The following is a 17,702-nucleotide window of genomic DNA, read 5'->3' as shown; positions in this document are numbered from 1 at the left end:
CTATTTCGCCTCCCTTTTCTGAAACCAACGGGCAGTGAAGAAGCTGATTAATGCAAACCATGCTAAAGCAATTACAATGCCAGGAACTATAACCGACATGCTTAATAACGGGCTGCCCTCAGGCACTGGCAAACCATTTGGTAAAATCTCAAGAGTTGGACAAATTAGTCTTGCTGTAATGGCATAAGGAACTCTATACCAAAACTCTCCATTTGCAAATGCAATCATACCAGCAAGATTGCCAACTATATTTATAAAAATCGCCATATAAGTTCCTAATTTTGCCGCAAGGAATAAACAAAGTGGAATTTGCCATAAAAATGTGACAAAAATTAATAAACTACCTGTAAGACTATTTATGAAAGAAAAGCTATTGCCAAAAAGTATTCCACCAGCAGTAATTCCTGCAAAGAAAATAAGTGAAATTAATAACAACCAGGCACTGCATGCAAGTATTTTGCCAAACCAGATCTTCTTCAGATCAATCGGCAGTGCGAGAATACTATGATATTTCAATTTAGCATCTTTTTCCATCACTATTGCACAACATATCGTCAGAGCACCTGGTAAGAGCATTGTATACCACCAATTATAAGCACCCTTTTGAAAAAAGCTTCCTCCCATTAATAATGCAGTGAGTACTATCGCCACTATGGGTGCTAGCCAAACTAATTTAACAATAAATGTCTTTTTCCATTTTAATCTTTCAGCCCTCACTATGGAAATCATACTAATTGCCTGCCTTTCTACTAGCAGACACTACCTGCATAAATAATGCTTCTAATTCCTGTCCCTGTGGTGCAGCTCCCTGATAGCCTAATTTTCCTCCTGCAATAATCCCTATTTCATCAACGACCTGCTCCACTTCTGACAGGATGTGGCTTGATAATATGACTGTAATACCCAGCTCTGGAAATGATCGAATTAATTTTCTTAGCTCTTGAATGCCAATTGGATCAAGCCCATTCGTTGGTTCGTCTAGAATTAAAAGCTTTGGATAGTTTAACAGTGCAATAGCTATTCCTAAACGCTGTTTCATGCCTAAGGAAAATTGTCCGGCTCTTTTTTTCCCTGTATTGGTCAAATCAACAATCCTTAATACCTCATCAATACGTGATGCTGGTAATCCAAGCGCAATCGTTCGGACTTTCAGATTTTCTCTTGCCGTTAAATTTTCATATAGGGGCGGTGTTTCAATTAATACACCAATATCATGTAAATCATTGCGATTCCATTCATGTCCATTAAATAATATTTTACCTGTACTTGGACGCAGCATACCAGTCATCATTTTTAATGTTGTTGATTTTCCAGCTCCATTAGGGCCTAGTAAGCCATAGACAGTATTGCGTGGTATCCTCAGCGACAAATCCTCTACAATTTTTTGTCCCTTAAAGCTTTTACTCAGATTTTCGGTTTTTAAAATAATAGTATCCATTTAAAGTCATCATCCTTTCGATGACTTTAATGTAGAAAATAATTATAAGGATTTAATAAGGATTTAAATTTTTTATTGTTGTTAGTCGTAATAACGGGAGAATTTGAAACTATCTTATGGATTATTCGTATAAAAGATAAAGATAAAAAAAGGAGGAGATGGTCTTGAGAAAAGGTAATTGGATAGCTATCTGTTTATCACTCTTATTTATAGGCTTGTTTGCTGTAGGTTTTTATACTTTAAATGATGTGCAAATCGAAAGTACCTTTAAAATTGATGAACAAAATATAATGGAGAAGAACGGAGATCACTATCTTTTAATTAATGAACGGGAGTTAGCTCTACCAAAGGATTTTTACGACAAAATCGAATTGGAAAAATACAATAAATACAAAATTAAGTATGTATATAATCGTATTAAAAAGAATGATGGCGAAGTCGTAATGCTCAAAAGATATGGTGAACAGCCTTGGGGGCAATAATGTGTCTCTTGCTGATTTTTAACATGCAAAAAGCGTATTTAAGACTCTCTTAAATACGCTTTGTTATTGATTTACATAAATTCTTTTACTAATTCATTAAAATCATTTTCGCTCATTTTAATATCAATATCTGTTAATGGTAGCTCTGAGTAGCCTGGTACTTTTTCTTGATATGAAGCTGTTTCAGTATCTTGATAAATAATACCTGTTACTAAGCCCTCATGCTCCATCACTGTACGCATTGCCATACCACGGTCAGAATTATTATAGCCTTCGATATCAGCAAGCTTCGTTAAGTTTTCTTTAAACCAATCGTACGTGTTCACTTTGTTATACGTAACACAAGGTGAGAATACGTTGATGAATGAGAAGCCTTTATGATTAATACCTGCTTCAATTAAAGCGGTTAACTCTTTTATATCCGTTGAGAAACCTTGTGCGACAAAAGTTGCGCCACTTGTTAAAGCTACTTCTAATGGTTTTAAGGAAGGCTCAATCGCACCACCTGGTGTAGATTTTGTAATAAAGCCTGCCGCTGAACGTGGAGAGGTTTGCCCCTTTGTTAAACCGTAAATTTGGTTATCCATAACAATATAAGTAATGTCAATATTACGGCGGATTGCATGAATTGTATGCCCCATACCAATTGCAAAGCCATCGCCATCACCACCTGAAGCGATAACATGTAAATCACGGTTCGCCATTTTTAAGCCTTGTGCAATCGGTAGTGCACGACCATGGATACCATGGAAACCATAAGAATTAATGTAGCCTGAAATACGGCCCGAACAGCCAATCCCAGAAATTACAGCTAGCTCATTTGGCTCGATGCCAACGTTCGCCGCAGCGCGTTGAATGGCCGCTTGTACAGAGAAGTCGCCACAACCTGGGCACCAATTTGGTTTTACTGTATTTCGAAAATCCTTAAATGTTGCCATTAGTGAGTCAACTCCTTCACACGATTTTCTAATTCACCTGGCAAGAATGGTGTACCATTATATTTTGTAATCGTCTCAATTTTATCGTGACCACCAACATTCATTTTCATAATATTGGCTAATTGGCCAGTATAGTTATTTTCCACAACAATTACCTTTTTCGCTGTCGCTACTAAAGGTGCTATTTCTTTAGATGGGAATGGATGAATTAAACGAATATGCGCATGGTTTACCTTCATGCCCTCAGCATTTAATCGTTCTTGTACTTCCTCTATCGCTCCACGTGTTGAGTTAAAGCCCACTAGTAAAATATCTGCTTCCTCATGTGGTGCATTTATATAAACTGGCTGATCAAATGTTAATGAAGCTAGCTTACGGAATCGTTTATCCATTTGTGTTTGACGATTACCAGTTGCTTCCGATGGCTTTCCTGTTTCATCATGCTCGACACCAGTTACATGGTGAATACCATTTAATGTACCAGGTAGCACGCGCGGTGAAATACCATCTTCTGAATTTTCATAACGTTTGAAATAAGCTTTATCTGCCGCCTCTTCAATGTCATCAATGACCATTTTCCCGCGACGGATTTCAATTTTATTGTAATCAAATGGTTCAACAGATTGTTTACCTAGAGATAATTGTAAATCAGTCATTAGAATAACTGGTAATTGTAATTCCTCTGCAATGTTAAAGGCTTGGATTGTATCAAAAAATGCTTCCTCCATTGTTGAAGGTGCAATCACTACTTTAGGAATTTCGCCATGCGTACCATATAACATTGCCATCAAATCTGATTGCTCTTGCTTTGTTGGTAATCCTGTTGATGGACCACCACGCTGTGTATCAACAACAACTAGTGGCTGCTCTGTCATACCTGAAAGACCAATTGCTTCCATCATTAACGAAAGACCCGGTCCAGCTGAAGCTGTAAAGGAACGAACACCACCGAAGTTTGCACCAATTGCCATTGTCGCTGCAGCAATCTCATCTTCTGTTTGGATAACTGTACCACCGAATTTCGGTAATTTTTTAATTAGGTATTCCATAATTTCAGAAGCTGGCGTAATTGGATAGGCTGCCATAAAGCGTGTCCCAGCTGCAAGTGCTCCAAGTGCAATAGCATCATTACCAATCATAAACATGCGGCGTTTCCCATCAGCTGGAGCTAATTCCCATTCGCCTACACGATTACCTAACAGGTCATTCATGATTTGTCGACCACGTGCAATGGCCTCCATATTTTTCTGAACAACTTCTTCACCTTTTTTACCAAAAATATCATCAACAACATTTTGGAATACTTCGTTTTCTAAATTTAACAATGACGCAGTTGCTCCAATTGCCACCATATTTTTCATTAACGAAGTACCTAACTCTGCTGCTACTTCTGTAAATGGTACGGCAAATAATGGTGCCTTTGAATCTTCCGGCTTCACTGGCTCAAATTTAGAATCCGCTAAAATAACGCCTTTTTCCGTTAATTCTTTATAATTAACGTCAATTGTTTCTTGGTCAAACGCTACTAAAATATCTAAATCATCCGCAATAGATCGTACCTCTGTTGGACGAACTGTAATTTTATTATTCGTATGGCCACCTTTAATTCGAGAAGAGAAGTGACGATAACCGTATAGGAAATAACCTAAACGATTCATTGCCATTGAGAAAATCTCACCTGTACTTTCAATCCCTTCACCCTGTTGCCCACCGACTTTCCATGAAAGCTGATGTAACATGTCAACAACTCCTTAAATCCAATGTGTACTACTATTTTTCCTTCATAAGTTTAACACGAAGAAACGGTCTGCACTATTGTTATTCCACGATTTAACCGAAAATCAGACCTTTGACTGAAAATCCCGTTCAATAAATTGTAATTATCGAAATACTAAAGTAAAAGTTTTTTCCACTCTCCACTAATCAGTCATAAGTCGCAATTATTCCCTCACTTCACTTCTTGTTTTCACTAAATTTCTGGGTAATTTTCGGTTTACATCAATATGGTCTATTAATGCAGTATAAAAAATTAACTTGCTATTTTCAAGTGACAGTTAACATATTTAAGGATGAGTGATTTTTCCGAAATTATGTAACTAGATGTTCCTACAAATAATGAAAAAATGCCTGCACTAAAAATGTGCAAGGCATTTTACTTCATTCCATTTTTATCGAATACGTTTTTCTACTAGAAGTTTCAAAGCTGTACGTTCCTCACCAGCAATTAAAATATCGGCAAACGCCGGTGCGCAAATTAAATCTGTGCCACTTGGCGCTACAAATCCGCGTGCAATGGCCACTGCTTTCACGGCTTGGTTAAGTGCACCTGCCCCAACTGCTTGCATTTCTGCCTGCCCTTTTTCTCTGATTACCGCGACTAATGCACCTGCAACTGAATTTGGATTAGAGCGTGATGATACTTTTAATGAATCCACAATTATTCCTCCCCGTTTCGCGAATAGTGTTTACGCTCAACAACTAAACGTCCCCCTTTTGGACCTCAAGTTATTGTCGATAGGTCATTTTATGCTCGGCGAGAAGAAAATAGACTATTTTCATTTCTGATATATTGCAAACAATCAAAAAAGAATGACTTTTTATTGTCAATAGAATAGGAAAAAACTATCGTGCATTTAGAACATACACAATAGTTTTTTCCCTCACACCTGAAATGGATAATCTTCATTTATATAGATACGCTCGCAATGCAGTGCTTTTCCTGTTTGATTATCAATGTCTACAAAAAAGCCACTTAGCACATCGCGTCCTTTTTTGGGCACCTCAAAACGAGATGGCATATTTGTTTGAAATTTATAAATAACACTTTCTTTTGTCATTCCTAAAATTTCATCGTAAGGACCCGTCATTCCAACGTCTGTAATATAGGCTGTTCCATTTGGATAAATACGTGCATCAGCTGTCTGTACATGAGTATGAGTGCCTACAACTGCCGATGCCTTGCCATCTAAATGCCAACCAAGTGCAATTTTTTCACTTGTCGCCTCTGCATGAAAATCTACAAATACCAGTGGTGACGTTTTATGTGCTTCTTCGATTAATTTCTCTGCCATTGCAAATGGGTCCTCATGAGGAGGTAAAAACACACGGCCATGCAGATTAATCACAGATATGGTCACTCCGTTTTTTGAAATCTGCACCATCCCTTTACCAGGAGCCTCGCTTGAGAAATTTGCGGGACGAATCAAATAATCCGCATCATCAATAAAATCAAAAATATCTTTATTATCCCATGTATGATTTCCCATCGTAATGACATCCACACCCATTTGTAATAAGTCATTATAAATATTACGAGTAATGCCACGACCTGCCGCTGCATTTTCACCATTTGCGATTACAACGTCTGGATTCCATTTTTTCTTTAAGCGTGGTAAATATTTTTCTACTGCGTCTCTACCAATCGAACCGACAATATCTCCTATAAACAATACTTTCATTTTTACATACGCCTCTTTCTATCAATTACGCTGCCATTTTATTGCTATAAGTTGGAGCTTTATGAAGCCCTTTTTAATGACTGGCTCTATAACATCATTAATTGTAACCTCAGTAAGAGTATTAAGCAAAAAAAATATTAAATATTGTGATTGTAGCGTTTTAGTATAGGAGGTGCATATTTCAAGTGTGCTTCAATATCCTTTTGATTACAGTTTAATCAGTACAGGCTCTTGACGCTTTTTGACTACAAAGCTGTATATTGCGATTCATTGACAGTAAAAAAGAGGTCCTCTAGATAATCATCTTGAGAAACCTCTAACATTCAATATTATTTCGCGTACTCCACAGCACGTGTTTCACGAATGACAGTAACTTTGATATGACCTGGATAATCGAGCTCTTCTTCAATTCGCTTACGGATATCTCGTGCTAAGCGATGTGAAGCTAAGTCATCAATTTTTTCAGGTTGGACAATAATTCGAATTTCACGACCAGCTTGAATTGCATAGGATTTTTCTACACCTTCATAGCTCTCTGAAATTTCTTCTAATTTTTCAAGCCTGCGGATATAGTTTTCGAGTGTCTCACTGCGAGCACCTGGACGAGCAGCCGATAATGCATCAGCTGCAGCCACTAATACTGCAATGACAGATGTTGCTTCTGTATCACCATGGTGAGAAGCAATACTATTAATGACTACTGGATGTTCTTTATATTTTGTTGCTAATTCCACACCGATTTCGACATGGCTACCTTCAACTTCATGGTCAATTGCTTTACCAATATCATGTAATAAGCCTGCGCGACGAGCTAATGCTACATCTTCACCAAGTTCAGCAGCTAATAATCCTGCCAAATATGCGACTTCAATTGAATGTTTTAGGACGTTTTGCCCATAGCTTGTACGATATTTCATACGGCCTAAAATTTTCATTAAATCAGGATGTAAGTTATGAATGCCAATTTCAAATGTTGTTTGCTCACCTGTTTCACGGATTTGTTCATCCACTTCACGACGAGCTTTTTCCACCATTTCCTCAATTCGAGCAGGGTGAATGCGGCCATCCTGTACAAGCTTTTCAAGTGCAAGTCGAGCCGTTTCACGACGAATTGGGTCAAAGCCAGATAAAATAACCGCTTCTGGTGTATCATCAATAATTAAATCTATACCTGTTAGCGTTTCCAATGTACGGATATTTCGTCCTTCACGACCAATAATTCGACCCTTCATTTCATCATTTGGCAAGTTCACGACAGACACCGTTGTTTCTGCAACGTGGTCCGCAGCAAAACGTTGTAATGCTAATGATAAAATTTCACGTGCTTTTTTATCTGATTCTTCTTTCGCACGTGTTTCTGATTCCTTCGTCATCACAGCAATATCAGTTGCTAGCTCTTTTTCTACTTCCCCTAAGATAATAGTCTTTGCTTCATCTCTAGTTAAAGCAGAAATTCGCTCTAGCTCTGCTTTTTGCGAGGCAACGAGCTCGTCCACTTTGCTTTCCATCTGTTCAATATGCTGTTGTCTTTCGGCAAGAGCTTGTTCTTTACGCTCTAAGCCAGCTTCTCTCTTATTTAGAGCATCATCTTTGCGATCAAGATTCTCTTCTCTTTGCAATAAACGGTTCTCTTGTTTTTGAAGTTCTAAACGACGTTCACGAATGTCATTTTCAGCTTCAGTACGAAATTTGTGAGTTTCATCTTTGGCTTCAAGTAGTGCTTCCTTTTTTAATGCCTCCGCTTCTCGTTTTCCTTCTTCAACGATTGTTTCAGCAACATGTTTAGCACCAGTGATTTTTGAGTCATTCACTTTTTTCATGTAGATATAGCTAACAGCGGCACCAACGATGATTCCAAGCAAAGCGGAGATGATAGTAATTCCATCCATATGAACACCTCCTCTTGCTATTTGGGTAATACAGTTTCAGTCGGCGCATACATCCATTTCGCCTTGGCATAATTGCGTTCAGATTTTGAATTTGCTTAGGCCTGCAGGATGGAAGGTTTTAGACAAACATCCTTTTATTCATTTCTTTCAAAATCTGTGACATCCGCCAAAGGCTTTAGCTCCATTCAATAGGTGTTTAAACACTCACTGAAAAGGAACTACATCCGTATTCATCTCACCGCCTTTAGAGGTGGGAGTTTTCTACTGAATGAAGATAAAATGTACTGCCTATTTAAAGTCATAATTCAGAAATTATACATATTTAATTGTATAGCTAGCCTCAAACTCTGTCAAGGATAGTCGGGCACCTGTTCGCCCCTCTCCAGAAAAAAAGTAATTCATAGTGGTGGGAGTATTCTGCTGAATAAAGATAAAGTTCCTAATACTTTTACACTAGAATTACATTTATCTGTTTTACATAATTAGGAATAAACAGTACTATGGATATAATTTTTTATTTTACACTCTCATTAGAATCATGATGGTATCTACATGAGTATACCCACCTTTATATGGAATATAGACAAAAAAATGCATTGTTCCTGCTCAAATTAGAGTGGGAACAATGCATTTTTATTATTCATCTTCAAGAAGAAGCATTAATTCTTCATCCATTTCTTCTTCCTCATCATGAGCAGCGATTGTGTATGAAGATGCAGCGATACCATAAGAGGAACGAATCTTATTAGCAATTTCCTCCATAACGGCAGGATTCTCTTTTAAATATTGTTTTGCGTTTTCGCGTCCTTGCCCCAAACGTTCATCACCATAAGCATACCAAGAGCCGCTTTTTTGAACGATGTCTAGCTCAACACCTAAATCAACTGTTTCGCCCTCTTTTGAAATCCCTTCTCCATACATAATATCTACCTCAGCTGTACGGAAAGGTGGTGCAACTTTGTTTTTCACAATCTTCACTTTTGTGCGATTCCCCATAATATCATTGCCTTGTTTAATGGCTTCTGCGCGGCGAACCTCTAAACGAACAGAGCTATAGAACTTAAGAGCACGTCCACCTGGTGTTGTTTCTGGATTTCCGAACATTACACCAATTTTTTCACGTACTTGGTTAATGAAAATAGCAATCGTTTTCGATTTATTAATAGCACCAGAAAGTTTACGTAATGCCTGAGACATTAAACGTGCCTGTAAACCGACATGGGAATCACCCATATCCCCCTCAATTTCAGCTTTAGGCACTAATGCAGCCACTGAGTCAATAACGATAATATCAATTGCACCACTACGAACTAATGCTTCGGCAATTTCAAGGGCTTGCTCACCTGTGTCCGGCTGCGATAATAGTAGTTCATCAATATTAACACCTAATTTTTGTGCATAAATTGGATCTAATGCATGCTCAGCATCGATAAATGCTGCTTGTCCTCCAGTTGCTTGCACCTCTGCAATTGCATGGAGAGCAACCGTTGTTTTACCTGATGATTCTGGACCATAAACTTCAATAATTCGCCCACGTGGATAACCACCAACACCTAGTGCAGCATCAAGTGCTAGCGAACCGCTTGATGATGTAGCAATTTCTAAATCGGTTTTTTCGCCAAGTTTCATAATTGAACCTTTACCAAAGTTCTTTTCAATTTGTTTTAACGCCTGTTCTAAGGCTGCTTTACGATCACTCATTTATTTTCCTCCTTCGAAAACTGTTCACTGTTTTTCTCTATCTCTACTATACTTGTTTTTGAGAGAACACGCAAGAAAAAAGCGAACGTTTATTCGATTTTTCTTCAAAATAAAAATTTGGGTAATTTTCCTCTACCCAAATTCCTACTTTTTCTCTATTTATAGCGTTTAGTATATCCTCTTTCTTCCAAAAGCTGCATTAGATAATGACATGTAAACTTTACTGCACGAAGTCGATTTGTATTCCGCATACCCGATAAATGAAGTAAATACGTGATTGGTTCTTCATCGTCAATGGCGATACCAATCCAAACTGTTCCAACTGGTTGGTGATCGTGTGCTGTTGGTCCTGCTGCCCCAGTTAAGCCAATACCAATATTTGTACCAAATTTTTGCTTTACGGCACTAGCCATAGCCGCAGCGCATTCACTGCTGACAATGCCATGTGTATCTAGTAATTGTTTAGGAATGCCAAGCTGACTTATTTTTGCCTCTTCTGTATACGTGACAACGCCACCAGTAAGCGCATTCCCTACTCCTGAAATTTCCGCCAGCTCTGATTGAAATAACCCCGCAGTTAAACTTTCTGCAGCGGATATAGTTAATTGATTATCAAGTAACATTTCTACTGTTTTAGAGGCAAGAGAATCGTCATCTACGCCGTATTGATATTCGCCAACAAGTGCTTGAATCTCAGCTACCTTAGTCGCAATAAGCTGCTGTGCCTCCTGTACTGTTTCTGCTTTAGCAGTTACACGCAATGTCACTTCACCATCTGAGGCAAGCGGTGCAACAGTAGGATTTGTTTGTGTATCTAAAATAGCTTGAACACGAACCTCCAGCTCTGCCTCCCCAATACCATAAAAGCGCATAACGTGAGAGACAATAACGCCTCCAGCATTTAACAATGCACCAAGCTTTGGCTTTGCCTCAAATTGAAACATTGGCTCAAGCTCTTTCGGTGGCCCAGGTAGCAAGATATACGTTCGTCCACCTTTTGTTAGTATCATGCCAGGTGCCATTCCATGATGGTTTGCTAGTACTTCACAACCAGCTAATACTAATGCCTGTTTACGATTATTTTCAGTCATTGGACGACCTCGTTTAGCAAAAAACTGCTCAATATACGTTAGGGCGACATCATCAAATTCAAGCGAAATATCAAGATGACGTGCGATTGTTTCCTTCGTTAAATCATCCTTTGTAGGTCCAAGCCCACCAGAAAATATGATTAAATCTGCACGAGACTCCGCAATTGTTATAGCTTCCTCTAAACGTTTGGCATTATCCCCAACAACCGTATGATAATACACATTTATCCCTAACTCTGACAGCTGATTAGAAATAAATTTCGCGTTTGTATTTGTAATTTGTCCTAGCAATAATTCTGAACCAACTGCAAGAATTTCAGCATTCATGATTCACAAGACCTTTCTTATTTAGACTCAAGTAAAACACGTCGATTTAGATAGAAATAATCCCATCCAGACCACAATGTGAAGAACAATGCAATATATAGCATTATTGTATCGAACGGAATACCAATTAGCGTAAAGATTGTATTGTGTAAAAGTGCTGCTGCGATAGCAACAATTTGTGCCCATGTTTTAATCTTGCCAAGCTGATTTGCCGCAACTACTTCTCCTCCACCAGCCAAAATTAAACGTAAACCTGTTACAGCAAATTCACGGCTGATGATGACAATGATAATCCAAGCAGGCGCCATACCAAGCTCCACCATTAAAATAAAAGCTGCTGAAACAAGCAATTTATCAGCTAGCGGGTCTAAAAATTTCCCAAATGTCGTCACAAGATTATACTTACGTGCATAATAACCATCCACCCAATCAGTTGTTGATGCAAAGATAAAGATAAGAGCACCTACAAAGTGATGAACAGGCATCTTCGCACCGAATAGTGACATTGTTCCCCAGCCAAAATCAAACATCATTACAATGACAAAAAAAGGAATAAGTAAGATTCGAGAGATGGTAATTTTATTTGGAATGTTCATTTTTCTAACACCTTTCATGATGAAAGAAAGTAGTCATCATTAGATGACTACTGTTCTTTATTGAAATTGATGACGATGTTTTGCGTTACGATTTGCTGTGCATACGTTAATAGCTCGTCATTAATATATATCTTAGCCTGTTGTGAATTACCTAAGCGAATGCGAACATAGTTTTGAGAAGTTGCATCAAATTCTACTACCTCTCCTGCATTATAGACGCGAGTATCTGCTAATAATTCTTGCTGCTGTTGATTACGAATACCGACGAATGTAGGACCTGACACTTCAATACGTATTTTAAGTGTATCTGTACCTGTTAACGTATAAGAAGTTGTAGCTCTATCCGCTTCTATAGTACCCGCTGAAATCGATTGCTTAACCTCTTCAGTTTGATCTTCATCAGGTGTTTCTTCTTTTGTTGAATCCGTAGAATCTGCTGAATCTTTTTTGTCCTTTTCAGCTTTTTTCTCAGCGTCAGCTTTTTCTTTTTCACTATCAATTGGTTTTACTTTTGAATCATATTCTATTTCTGAAGGCGTATCGTTCTCACCGTCTGTTCCTGGGCTATTTTTAGATTGCACTAAAACCCAGATCACGACAATGATGACAATGATAAATAAACCAACAATTATTTTCGGCATTGCCTCCATCATTTTATTGGAAGGGCCCTTTGAAACTTTTCTTCTACTTGGGCTATTCGTAATAGATTGGCTGACCTGATCGTTCGGCGTACTTGGCAGCTCACTTTTATAGGTTTCTAAAAGCTCTTCTGCGTTTAAACCAACAGCATCTGCATATTGTTTAATGAAGGCTCGTACATAAAACGAACCAGGCATAATCGAATAATTACCCTCTTCAATTCCTACTAAATAACGCTTTTGAATTTTTGTTATTTCTTGTAAATCGTCTAAGCTGTAGCCTTTAGACAGCCTCGCCTCTTTTAGTCGAGTCCCTAATTCTGCCACTCATAACACCTACTTTAATATCAAATTAAAAATTAAATCCTCCAAATGAATCGGATTCGGACATCATATGATTTTTTTCCATTATTTCATAAGTGATTTCTTCATCTGGGTGATGACGTAGTTCAATGATATAATCAAAATCCTCTATCTTATATTCTGAGTGCTGAACAAACATGTCTGGATGCTCTACCACCTTAATGGAAGGCATATTCATCATTTCACGCACTAGTTGTAAATGTCGTTCATCAGAAGAGCGACGTGTCACAATACCATCTAATATAAAAATATTATTGTCACTAAATTCATCACCAGCGAGTTTATTCCGGACAGTTTGCTTAATCATTGTTGACGACAAAAAAATCCACTTTTTATTAGCACATACGCTTGCCGCAACAATCGATTCAGTTTTTCCAACACGAGGCATACCACGTATTCCTATGAGCTTATGTCCCTCTTTTTTAAAAAGTTCAGCCATAAAGTCAACCAAGATACCGAGTTCATCTCGTACGAAACGGAAAGTATTTTTTTCATCTGCATCTCGAGGAATATAATGACCGTGCCTAATGGCTAAACGATCACGGAGTTTAGGTTGTCGAAATTTGGTCACGTTAATATGTTCCATTGTCGAAACAATTGTACGAAAACGCTCAATTGCCTCATCATTGTCTGTATGCACTAACATACCACGACGATCCTCATCGACACCATTAATTGAAATAATATTGACACGAAGCATCCCTAAAAGTGAAGCAATATCTCCTAATAATCCAGGGCGATTCACCTGAATTTCATATTCAAAGTACCAATCGCTCAAACACACTCGTTCCCTTCCTATTAGTTAACGTAAAAAATCCTTTATAAGTTCCATCATAGCTGATTTTTTATGTAATGGAAAGTTAGAATACATGGAAATACCTCGTTATTTTTAAAAACTTCCTATTTTTTTTAAAAGCCATCCAAATAGGCTTACATACGTTCCCTTTTCGATAGGAAGAATGTTTTTGATATAGAAAAAAGAGGAGAAAGCTCTCCTCTTTTTTACTGCACATGCTTATTTTGCACAAGTTTAATGACACAATTCGCTAGTGCTTCTTTTTCATCTTCAGAGGCAACGCCCCATAAATCCGACAGCACTCGCTCTTGTTCGTTTTTAGGGTCGACATTTGTCGCCAAATATTCGCCAATTTGTACAGCTGCTTGCTGAATCATTTTCTTTGGCATACCAGTTGATTCTGCCTGCATAACATTTTGTCCTAAAAACGATGTCCATTTTTGCCAGTTTTCTAAAATGGTCATATGTTCCTCCTCCTTTACACATGTAGTATGTGCAAAAAAGAATATTATATGTACCAGCCACCATTTAAACGAATTATTTGTCCTGTGACATAATCTGCTTTTCCTGAAAGATAGAAACGCACCATCTCAGCCACATCTGTGGTTTCTCCAATAGTACCTAACGGAATGTCTTCTAAAATGTAATTGAGCTCCTCTTTACTTAAATGACTATTCATTGAAGTGTTAATAAATCCTGGAGCAATTGCATTCACTCGAATTCGTGACAGTGCAGCTTCCTTGGCATAGGATTTCACAAAAGCGTGTTGAGCTCCCTTTACCGTAGCATAAAGTGCTTCGCCAGCTGAGCCTGCCTCGCCCCAAATTGAGCCGATAAAAAGCACATAGCTGACATCATGAGCTCGAAGCTTGGATGAAAGTAATGCTGTCAAACGCATAGGATTTTGCACATGGACACGCCATAAAGCATCCATATCTTCAACTGTCGTATCTTCAAGGAGAGAATAATGCGCCTGACCGCTTGAAAAAACAATAGCCTGCACATTAAAAACTTGTGAAGCAACTGACTCAGCACCCGTTTCTTTTGAAAAATCTCCTTGCACAAGCATAAATTCCTGTGCAGGAAAATTTTTTGATAGGGAAGCATATAAATCCTGTGCAGCTTTCTCGTTATTCGAATAATGGACATAGATAGACCATCCGTCTGCAGCTAGACTTTGGCAAATAGCACGGCCAATCTCCCCTGATGCCCCTAGTACAAGGACAAATTTTTTCACTGTGCGCCCTTCTCTGCCGGTAAGATTTTAAAAACAGTTTGTTGAGATTCACCTTGAATCGAAGTAAATGCTTTTTTCAAATCCTCAATCGTCAGTTCCTCTAATACAGGCACAACATCGAATAAATTCATGTCATTAAACGAATAGCGTGTAAATTGGTTAGCGATAAATTCAATGGAATTCAATGCACGTAGGAAGAATCCAATTTTCTTACGTTTTACTCGTTCTAAATCTGTAGGCTCAAATTGTCCCTTACCATCATACTTGGCTAATTCTTCCTTAATTGCTTTCTCCAATGTAGCTGGTTCTGTTGTATCAGAGCCGATCATAGCAAAGCCAAAGCCTTTTTCTAATGTAAAATCAAAGGCATAGGTCTCATCAATTAAACCTTCATCATAAACACGTTCATAAAAGCTTGAGGTACGGCCAAAAATAAGCTCTAGCGCAATTTGGACAGATAGCTCATGCTTTAACATATCACGTCCAGAAAGATTTGTATCTTTTGCTTTTAAACCTATATACATCTTTGGCTTCTGTACATCCATATTCAATGTACGTTCTTTTATCGCCACTTCAACTGGCTCTTGATCAAAAAAGCGTTGAATAGGTGTTGGCTCAGGAAATTCTTTGTTAGTTTGATTTTCGCGAATAAATGCTATCATCTCATTCGGATCTACAGCCCCAATAACAAATAAAAGCATGTTAGCTGGGTGATAGAAAGTGTTGTAACACGTATATAAATGATCAGCTGTAATTCCATCAATTGACTCTATCGTACCAGCAATATCAATTTTTACTGGGTGTGTATGAAACATATTTTCAATCGTACCAAAGTACAGACGCCAATCTGGTTGATCATCATACATGGTAATTTCCTGTCCAATTATACCCTTTTCCTTATTGACTGTTGCTTCAGTAAAATAAGGCTCTTGCACAAAATTTAGTAACGTTTCTGTGCTTTTATAAATATTATCTGTAGATGAAAATAAATAAGCAGTCCGTGTAAATGACGTAAAAGCATTAGCAGAGGCACCAAATTCGCTAAATTTTTGGAAGACATCTCCATCTTCTTTTTCAAACATTTTATGCTCTAAAAAGTGGGCAATGCCATCAGGTACTGTAATGCTTTCTGTTTCACCAATCGGCACAAATGTACGATCAACAGAGCCATACTTAGTGGTGAAAGTGACAAATGTTTTAGAAAATCCTTTTTTCGGTAAAATATAAACATCTAGACCGTTTTCAAGTTTTTCATAGTAAAGTGTTTCATCTAATTGCTTGAATTCAATTGTTTTCATTGTGCGGCTTGCTCCTTCCCACATAAGAAATAGACCGCTTCTAGCTGTACTTGCTTTGCCATTTCAACAACATCTTCCTTCGTCACAGCTTTCCACTTATTTGCCCAGGTTTCAACAGAGAACTCCTCGGGTAAATCTTTGTATTGGTCAAAAATTTCTATTTGTCCTCGGGCAGAATCTAATGATTCCTTTAATTGGTTCGTCAACATAGCTTTTGTTTGCTCTAATTCCAAATCTGTAATTTCGCCTGCTTGCATAACAGCAAGTTGTTCTTTAATGAGTGATAAGGCTTTTTCCTCATTCTTTGGTTCAATTCCAGATACAACAAACAATAAGCCATAATGTGATGCATATGAACTAGATGCATAATAAGCCAGACTTTCCTTTTCACGAACATTCATGAATAATTTAGCATGTGGATAACCACCAAAGATGCCGTTAAAGATTTGCATTTTTGCAAAATCTGCATCACCAAATCTTACAGGTGTACTAAAGCCAATATGCATTTTTCCTTGCTTCATTTCTTGTTGTTCACGAACATAATCATTTTGCGGATGTTGCTGTGGTAGCACAACAGGAATTTCTTCTGGAGTACGATCCGTAAATGGTAGCGCTTTTTTCAGCTTCGCTATAATTTCGTCTTCATTAATATCCCCTGCAACATAAATGTCAATTTTATCGTTGGCAAGCATGGATTGGTATGCTTCCAGTAATGAAGTAGGTGTAATTTTTTGAATGTCCTCGACAGTGCCGTTAGCAGAAATAGAGGCCGGTTCATTTGGACGTAAAATTTGCTGAAGGCGAACCTGAGCAAAACGGGATTTATCATCGAAGATGGATTCAATACGCTGAATGACCATTTTCTTCTCTCGTTCTACAATGGATTCTTTAAATACACCGTTTTCTAAATTAGGTTCAAATATTGCTGTGTGTATAATACCTAGTACTTCATTTAAAACACTTGTATTGGCTAAATATTGATCATTTACAGTCTCTATATTCATTAGTACCGTATGCTCATTACCACGTTTGGAAGTGTCAAAATACAGCACAGTACCATATAAATCATCCAAAAAGCTTCGGAATGCAGCAGTCGTTGTATATTTGGCGTTACTATGTTGCAAAACATTTGTTAATACAGTACGTTCAGATGCATTTTGAGCCGTTAATGCTCTTCTCCATTTAATTGAAAAATTTACGGTTTTAAATTGGGTTGTTTGTCGGATATGCAAGTTGACACCTTTTGCAAAAGGTATTGTTTTAAACATATGGAAACCCTCCTATCCTTCTTAATATAACAATGTACTACACATACTATACATGGCTATTGTCTATAATTGCAAAAAGAATCCAAAGTATGTATTTGAAAAGTGTAAAATTACATTAGCATGATGGTGCAACATCTCTATTTTCCTAAACATCTAAGATATGTACAAGGAAAAAGACTGAG

Annotated in this window: 17 protein-coding genes; 1 reads left to right on the top strand and 16 read right to left on the bottom strand. The window is 37.8% G+C overall.

Going from position 1 to position 17,702, the window contains the following annotated elements; genetic code table 11:
- Window positions 1–729: a lantibiotic immunity ABC transporter MutE/EpiE family permease subunit gene (locus QNH24_RS06275; RefSeq protein ID WP_283871232.1), complete on the bottom strand. Its 729-nt coding sequence runs from the start codon at window positions 727–729 to the stop codon at window positions 1–3.
- A 1-nt stretch (window position 730) separates the two neighbouring features.
- A complete protein-coding gene (locus QNH24_RS06270) occupies window positions 731–1,438 on the bottom strand; it encodes a lantibiotic protection ABC transporter ATP-binding protein (protein ID WP_283871231.1) in 708 nt (235 codons plus the stop codon).
- Window positions 1,439–1,602: 164 nt separating this feature from the next.
- On the opposite strand from QNH24_RS06270, the gene QNH24_RS06265 reads away from it, so the two are divergent.
- Window positions 1,603–1,920 carry a hypothetical protein gene (locus QNH24_RS06265; protein ID WP_283871230.1) on the top strand — a complete coding sequence of 106 codons (318 nt, stop codon included), beginning with the start codon at window positions 1,603–1,605 and terminating at the stop codon, window positions 1,918–1,920.
- 71 nt (window positions 1,921–1,991) lie between these two features.
- On the opposite strand, the gene QNH24_RS06260 is transcribed toward QNH24_RS06265, so the two are convergent.
- The 14 genes from QNH24_RS06260 to yfmF all read right to left on the bottom strand — a co-directional run bounded on the left by QNH24_RS06260 (window position 1,992) and on the right by yfmF (window position 17,520).
- A complete protein-coding gene (locus QNH24_RS06260) occupies window positions 1,992–2,858 on the bottom strand; it encodes a 2-oxoacid:ferredoxin oxidoreductase subunit beta (RefSeq protein ID WP_054770650.1) in 867 nt (288 codons plus the stop codon).
- Window positions 2,858–4,597, bottom strand: a complete 1,740-nt coding sequence (locus QNH24_RS06255; RefSeq protein WP_283871229.1) for a 2-oxoacid:acceptor oxidoreductase subunit alpha — start codon at window positions 4,595–4,597, stop codon at window positions 2,858–2,860. Before QNH24_RS06255 ends, QNH24_RS06260 begins: the two co-directional genes overlap by 1 nt.
- Window positions 4,598–5,026: 429 nt before the next feature.
- A complete protein-coding gene (locus tag QNH24_RS06250) occupies window positions 5,027–5,293 on the bottom strand; it encodes a stage V sporulation protein S (RefSeq protein WP_004224903.1) in 267 nt (88 codons plus the stop codon).
- Window positions 5,294–5,518: 225 nt separating this feature from the next.
- Window positions 5,519–6,316, bottom strand: coding sequence for a TIGR00282 family metallophosphoesterase (locus QNH24_RS06245; protein WP_283871227.1), 798 nt, complete (start codon window positions 6,314–6,316; stop codon window positions 5,519–5,521).
- 329 nt (window positions 6,317–6,645) lie between these two features.
- Window positions 6,646–8,205 carry a ribonuclease Y gene (rny, locus tag QNH24_RS06240; protein WP_283871226.1) on the bottom strand — a complete coding sequence of 520 codons (1,560 nt, stop codon included), beginning with the start codon at window positions 8,203–8,205 and terminating at the stop codon, window positions 6,646–6,648.
- Window positions 8,206–8,841: 636 nt separating this feature from the next.
- Window positions 8,842–9,906: a recombinase RecA gene (gene recA, locus QNH24_RS06235; protein WP_283871225.1), complete on the bottom strand. Its 1,065-nt coding sequence runs from the start codon at window positions 9,904–9,906 to the stop codon at window positions 8,842–8,844.
- Window positions 9,907–10,061: 155 nt separating this feature from the next.
- Window positions 10,062–11,324, bottom strand: coding sequence for a competence/damage-inducible protein A (locus QNH24_RS06230; protein ID WP_283871224.1), 1,263 nt, complete (start codon window positions 11,322–11,324; stop codon window positions 10,062–10,064).
- Window positions 11,325–11,341: 17 nt separating this feature from the next.
- Window positions 11,342–11,920, bottom strand: a complete 579-nt coding sequence (gene pgsA, locus QNH24_RS06225) for a CDP-diacylglycerol--glycerol-3-phosphate 3-phosphatidyltransferase (RefSeq protein ID WP_283871223.1) — start codon at window positions 11,918–11,920, stop codon at window positions 11,342–11,344.
- Between the two features lie 47 nt (window positions 11,921–11,967).
- Window positions 11,968–12,885: a helix-turn-helix domain-containing protein gene (locus tag QNH24_RS06220; protein WP_283871222.1), complete on the bottom strand. Its 918-nt coding sequence runs from the start codon at window positions 12,883–12,885 to the stop codon at window positions 11,968–11,970.
- A gap of 25 nt (window positions 12,886–12,910) precedes the next feature.
- Window positions 12,911–13,699, bottom strand: a complete 789-nt coding sequence (locus tag QNH24_RS06215) for a DUF3388 domain-containing protein (RefSeq protein ID WP_283871221.1) — start codon at window positions 13,697–13,699, stop codon at window positions 12,911–12,913.
- A gap of 224 nt (window positions 13,700–13,923) precedes the next feature.
- Window positions 13,924–14,181 carry a DUF3243 domain-containing protein gene (locus QNH24_RS06210; RefSeq protein ID WP_054770649.1) on the bottom strand — a complete coding sequence of 86 codons (258 nt, stop codon included), beginning with the start codon at window positions 14,179–14,181 and terminating at the stop codon, window positions 13,924–13,926.
- Between the two features lie 44 nt (window positions 14,182–14,225).
- Window positions 14,226–14,954 (bottom strand): elongation factor P 5-aminopentanone reductase, encoded by a 729-nt coding sequence (gene ymfI / locus QNH24_RS06205; protein WP_283871220.1) that lies wholly within the window; start codon window positions 14,952–14,954, stop codon window positions 14,226–14,228.
- Window positions 14,951–16,252 carry an EF-P 5-aminopentanol modification-associated protein YfmH gene (gene yfmH, locus QNH24_RS06200; RefSeq protein ID WP_283871219.1) on the bottom strand — a complete coding sequence of 434 codons (1,302 nt, stop codon included), beginning with the start codon at window positions 16,250–16,252 and terminating at the stop codon, window positions 14,951–14,953. Before yfmH ends, ymfI begins: the two co-directional genes overlap by 4 nt.
- Window positions 16,249–17,520, bottom strand: coding sequence for an EF-P 5-aminopentanol modification-associated protein YfmF (gene yfmF, locus QNH24_RS06195; RefSeq protein WP_283871218.1), 1,272 nt, complete (start codon window positions 17,518–17,520; stop codon window positions 16,249–16,251). The genes yfmH and yfmF overlap by 4 nt, the downstream gene beginning before the upstream one ends.
- Between the last annotated feature and the right edge of the window lie 182 nt (window positions 17,521–17,702).

This window comes from Lysinibacillus pakistanensis, from assembly GCF_030123245.1.
In the GTDB taxonomy this organism is placed as follows: Bacteria; Bacillota; Bacilli; order Bacillales_A; family Planococcaceae; genus Lysinibacillus; species Lysinibacillus pakistanensis.
This window is presented reverse-complemented; position numbering and strand designations above follow the sequence as displayed.

What these genes read in the sequence shown, in the direction of transcription:
- QNH24_RS06245 (WP_283871227.1), bottom strand. Translation starts at nt 6,316, where the DNA reads ATGAAAGTATTGTTTATAGGAGATATTGTCGGTTCGATTGGTAGAGAC.
- pgsA (WP_283871223.1), bottom strand. Translation starts at nt 11,920, where the DNA reads ATGAACATTCCAAATAAAATTACCATCTCTCGAATCTTACTTATTCCT.
- QNH24_RS06230 (WP_283871224.1), bottom strand. Translation starts at nt 11,324, where the DNA reads ATGAATGCTGAAATTCTTGCAGTTGGTTCAGAATTATTGCTAGGACAA.
- recA (WP_283871225.1), bottom strand. Translation starts at nt 9,906, where the DNA reads ATGAGTGATCGTAAAGCAGCCTTAGAACAGGCGTTAAAACAAATTGAA.
- rny (WP_283871226.1), bottom strand. Translation starts at nt 8,205, where the DNA reads ATGGATGGAATTACTATCATCTCCGCTTTGCTTGGAATCATCGTTGGT.
- yfmH (WP_283871219.1), bottom strand. Translation starts at nt 16,252, where the DNA reads ATGAAAACAATTGAATTCAAGCAATTAGATGAAACACTTTACTATGAA.
- QNH24_RS06260 (WP_054770650.1), bottom strand. Translation starts at nt 2,858, where the DNA reads ATGGCAACATTTAAGGATTTTCGAAATACAGTAAAACCAAATTGGTGC.
- QNH24_RS06270 (WP_283871231.1), bottom strand. Translation starts at nt 1,438, where the DNA reads ATGGATACTATTATTTTAAAAACCGAAAATCTGAGTAAAAGCTTTAAG.
- QNH24_RS06210 (WP_054770649.1), bottom strand. Translation starts at nt 14,181, where the DNA reads ATGACCATTTTAGAAAACTGGCAAAAATGGACATCGTTTTTAGGACAA.
- QNH24_RS06255 (WP_283871229.1), bottom strand. Translation starts at nt 4,597, where the DNA reads ATGTTACATCAGCTTTCATGGAAAGTCGGTGGGCAACAGGGTGAAGGG.
- yfmF (WP_283871218.1), bottom strand. Translation starts at nt 17,520, where the DNA reads ATGTTTAAAACAATACCTTTTGCAAAAGGTGTCAACTTGCATATCCGA.
- QNH24_RS06275 (WP_283871232.1), bottom strand. Translation starts at nt 729, where the DNA reads ATGATTTCCATAGTGAGGGCTGAAAGATTAAAATGGAAAAAGACATTT.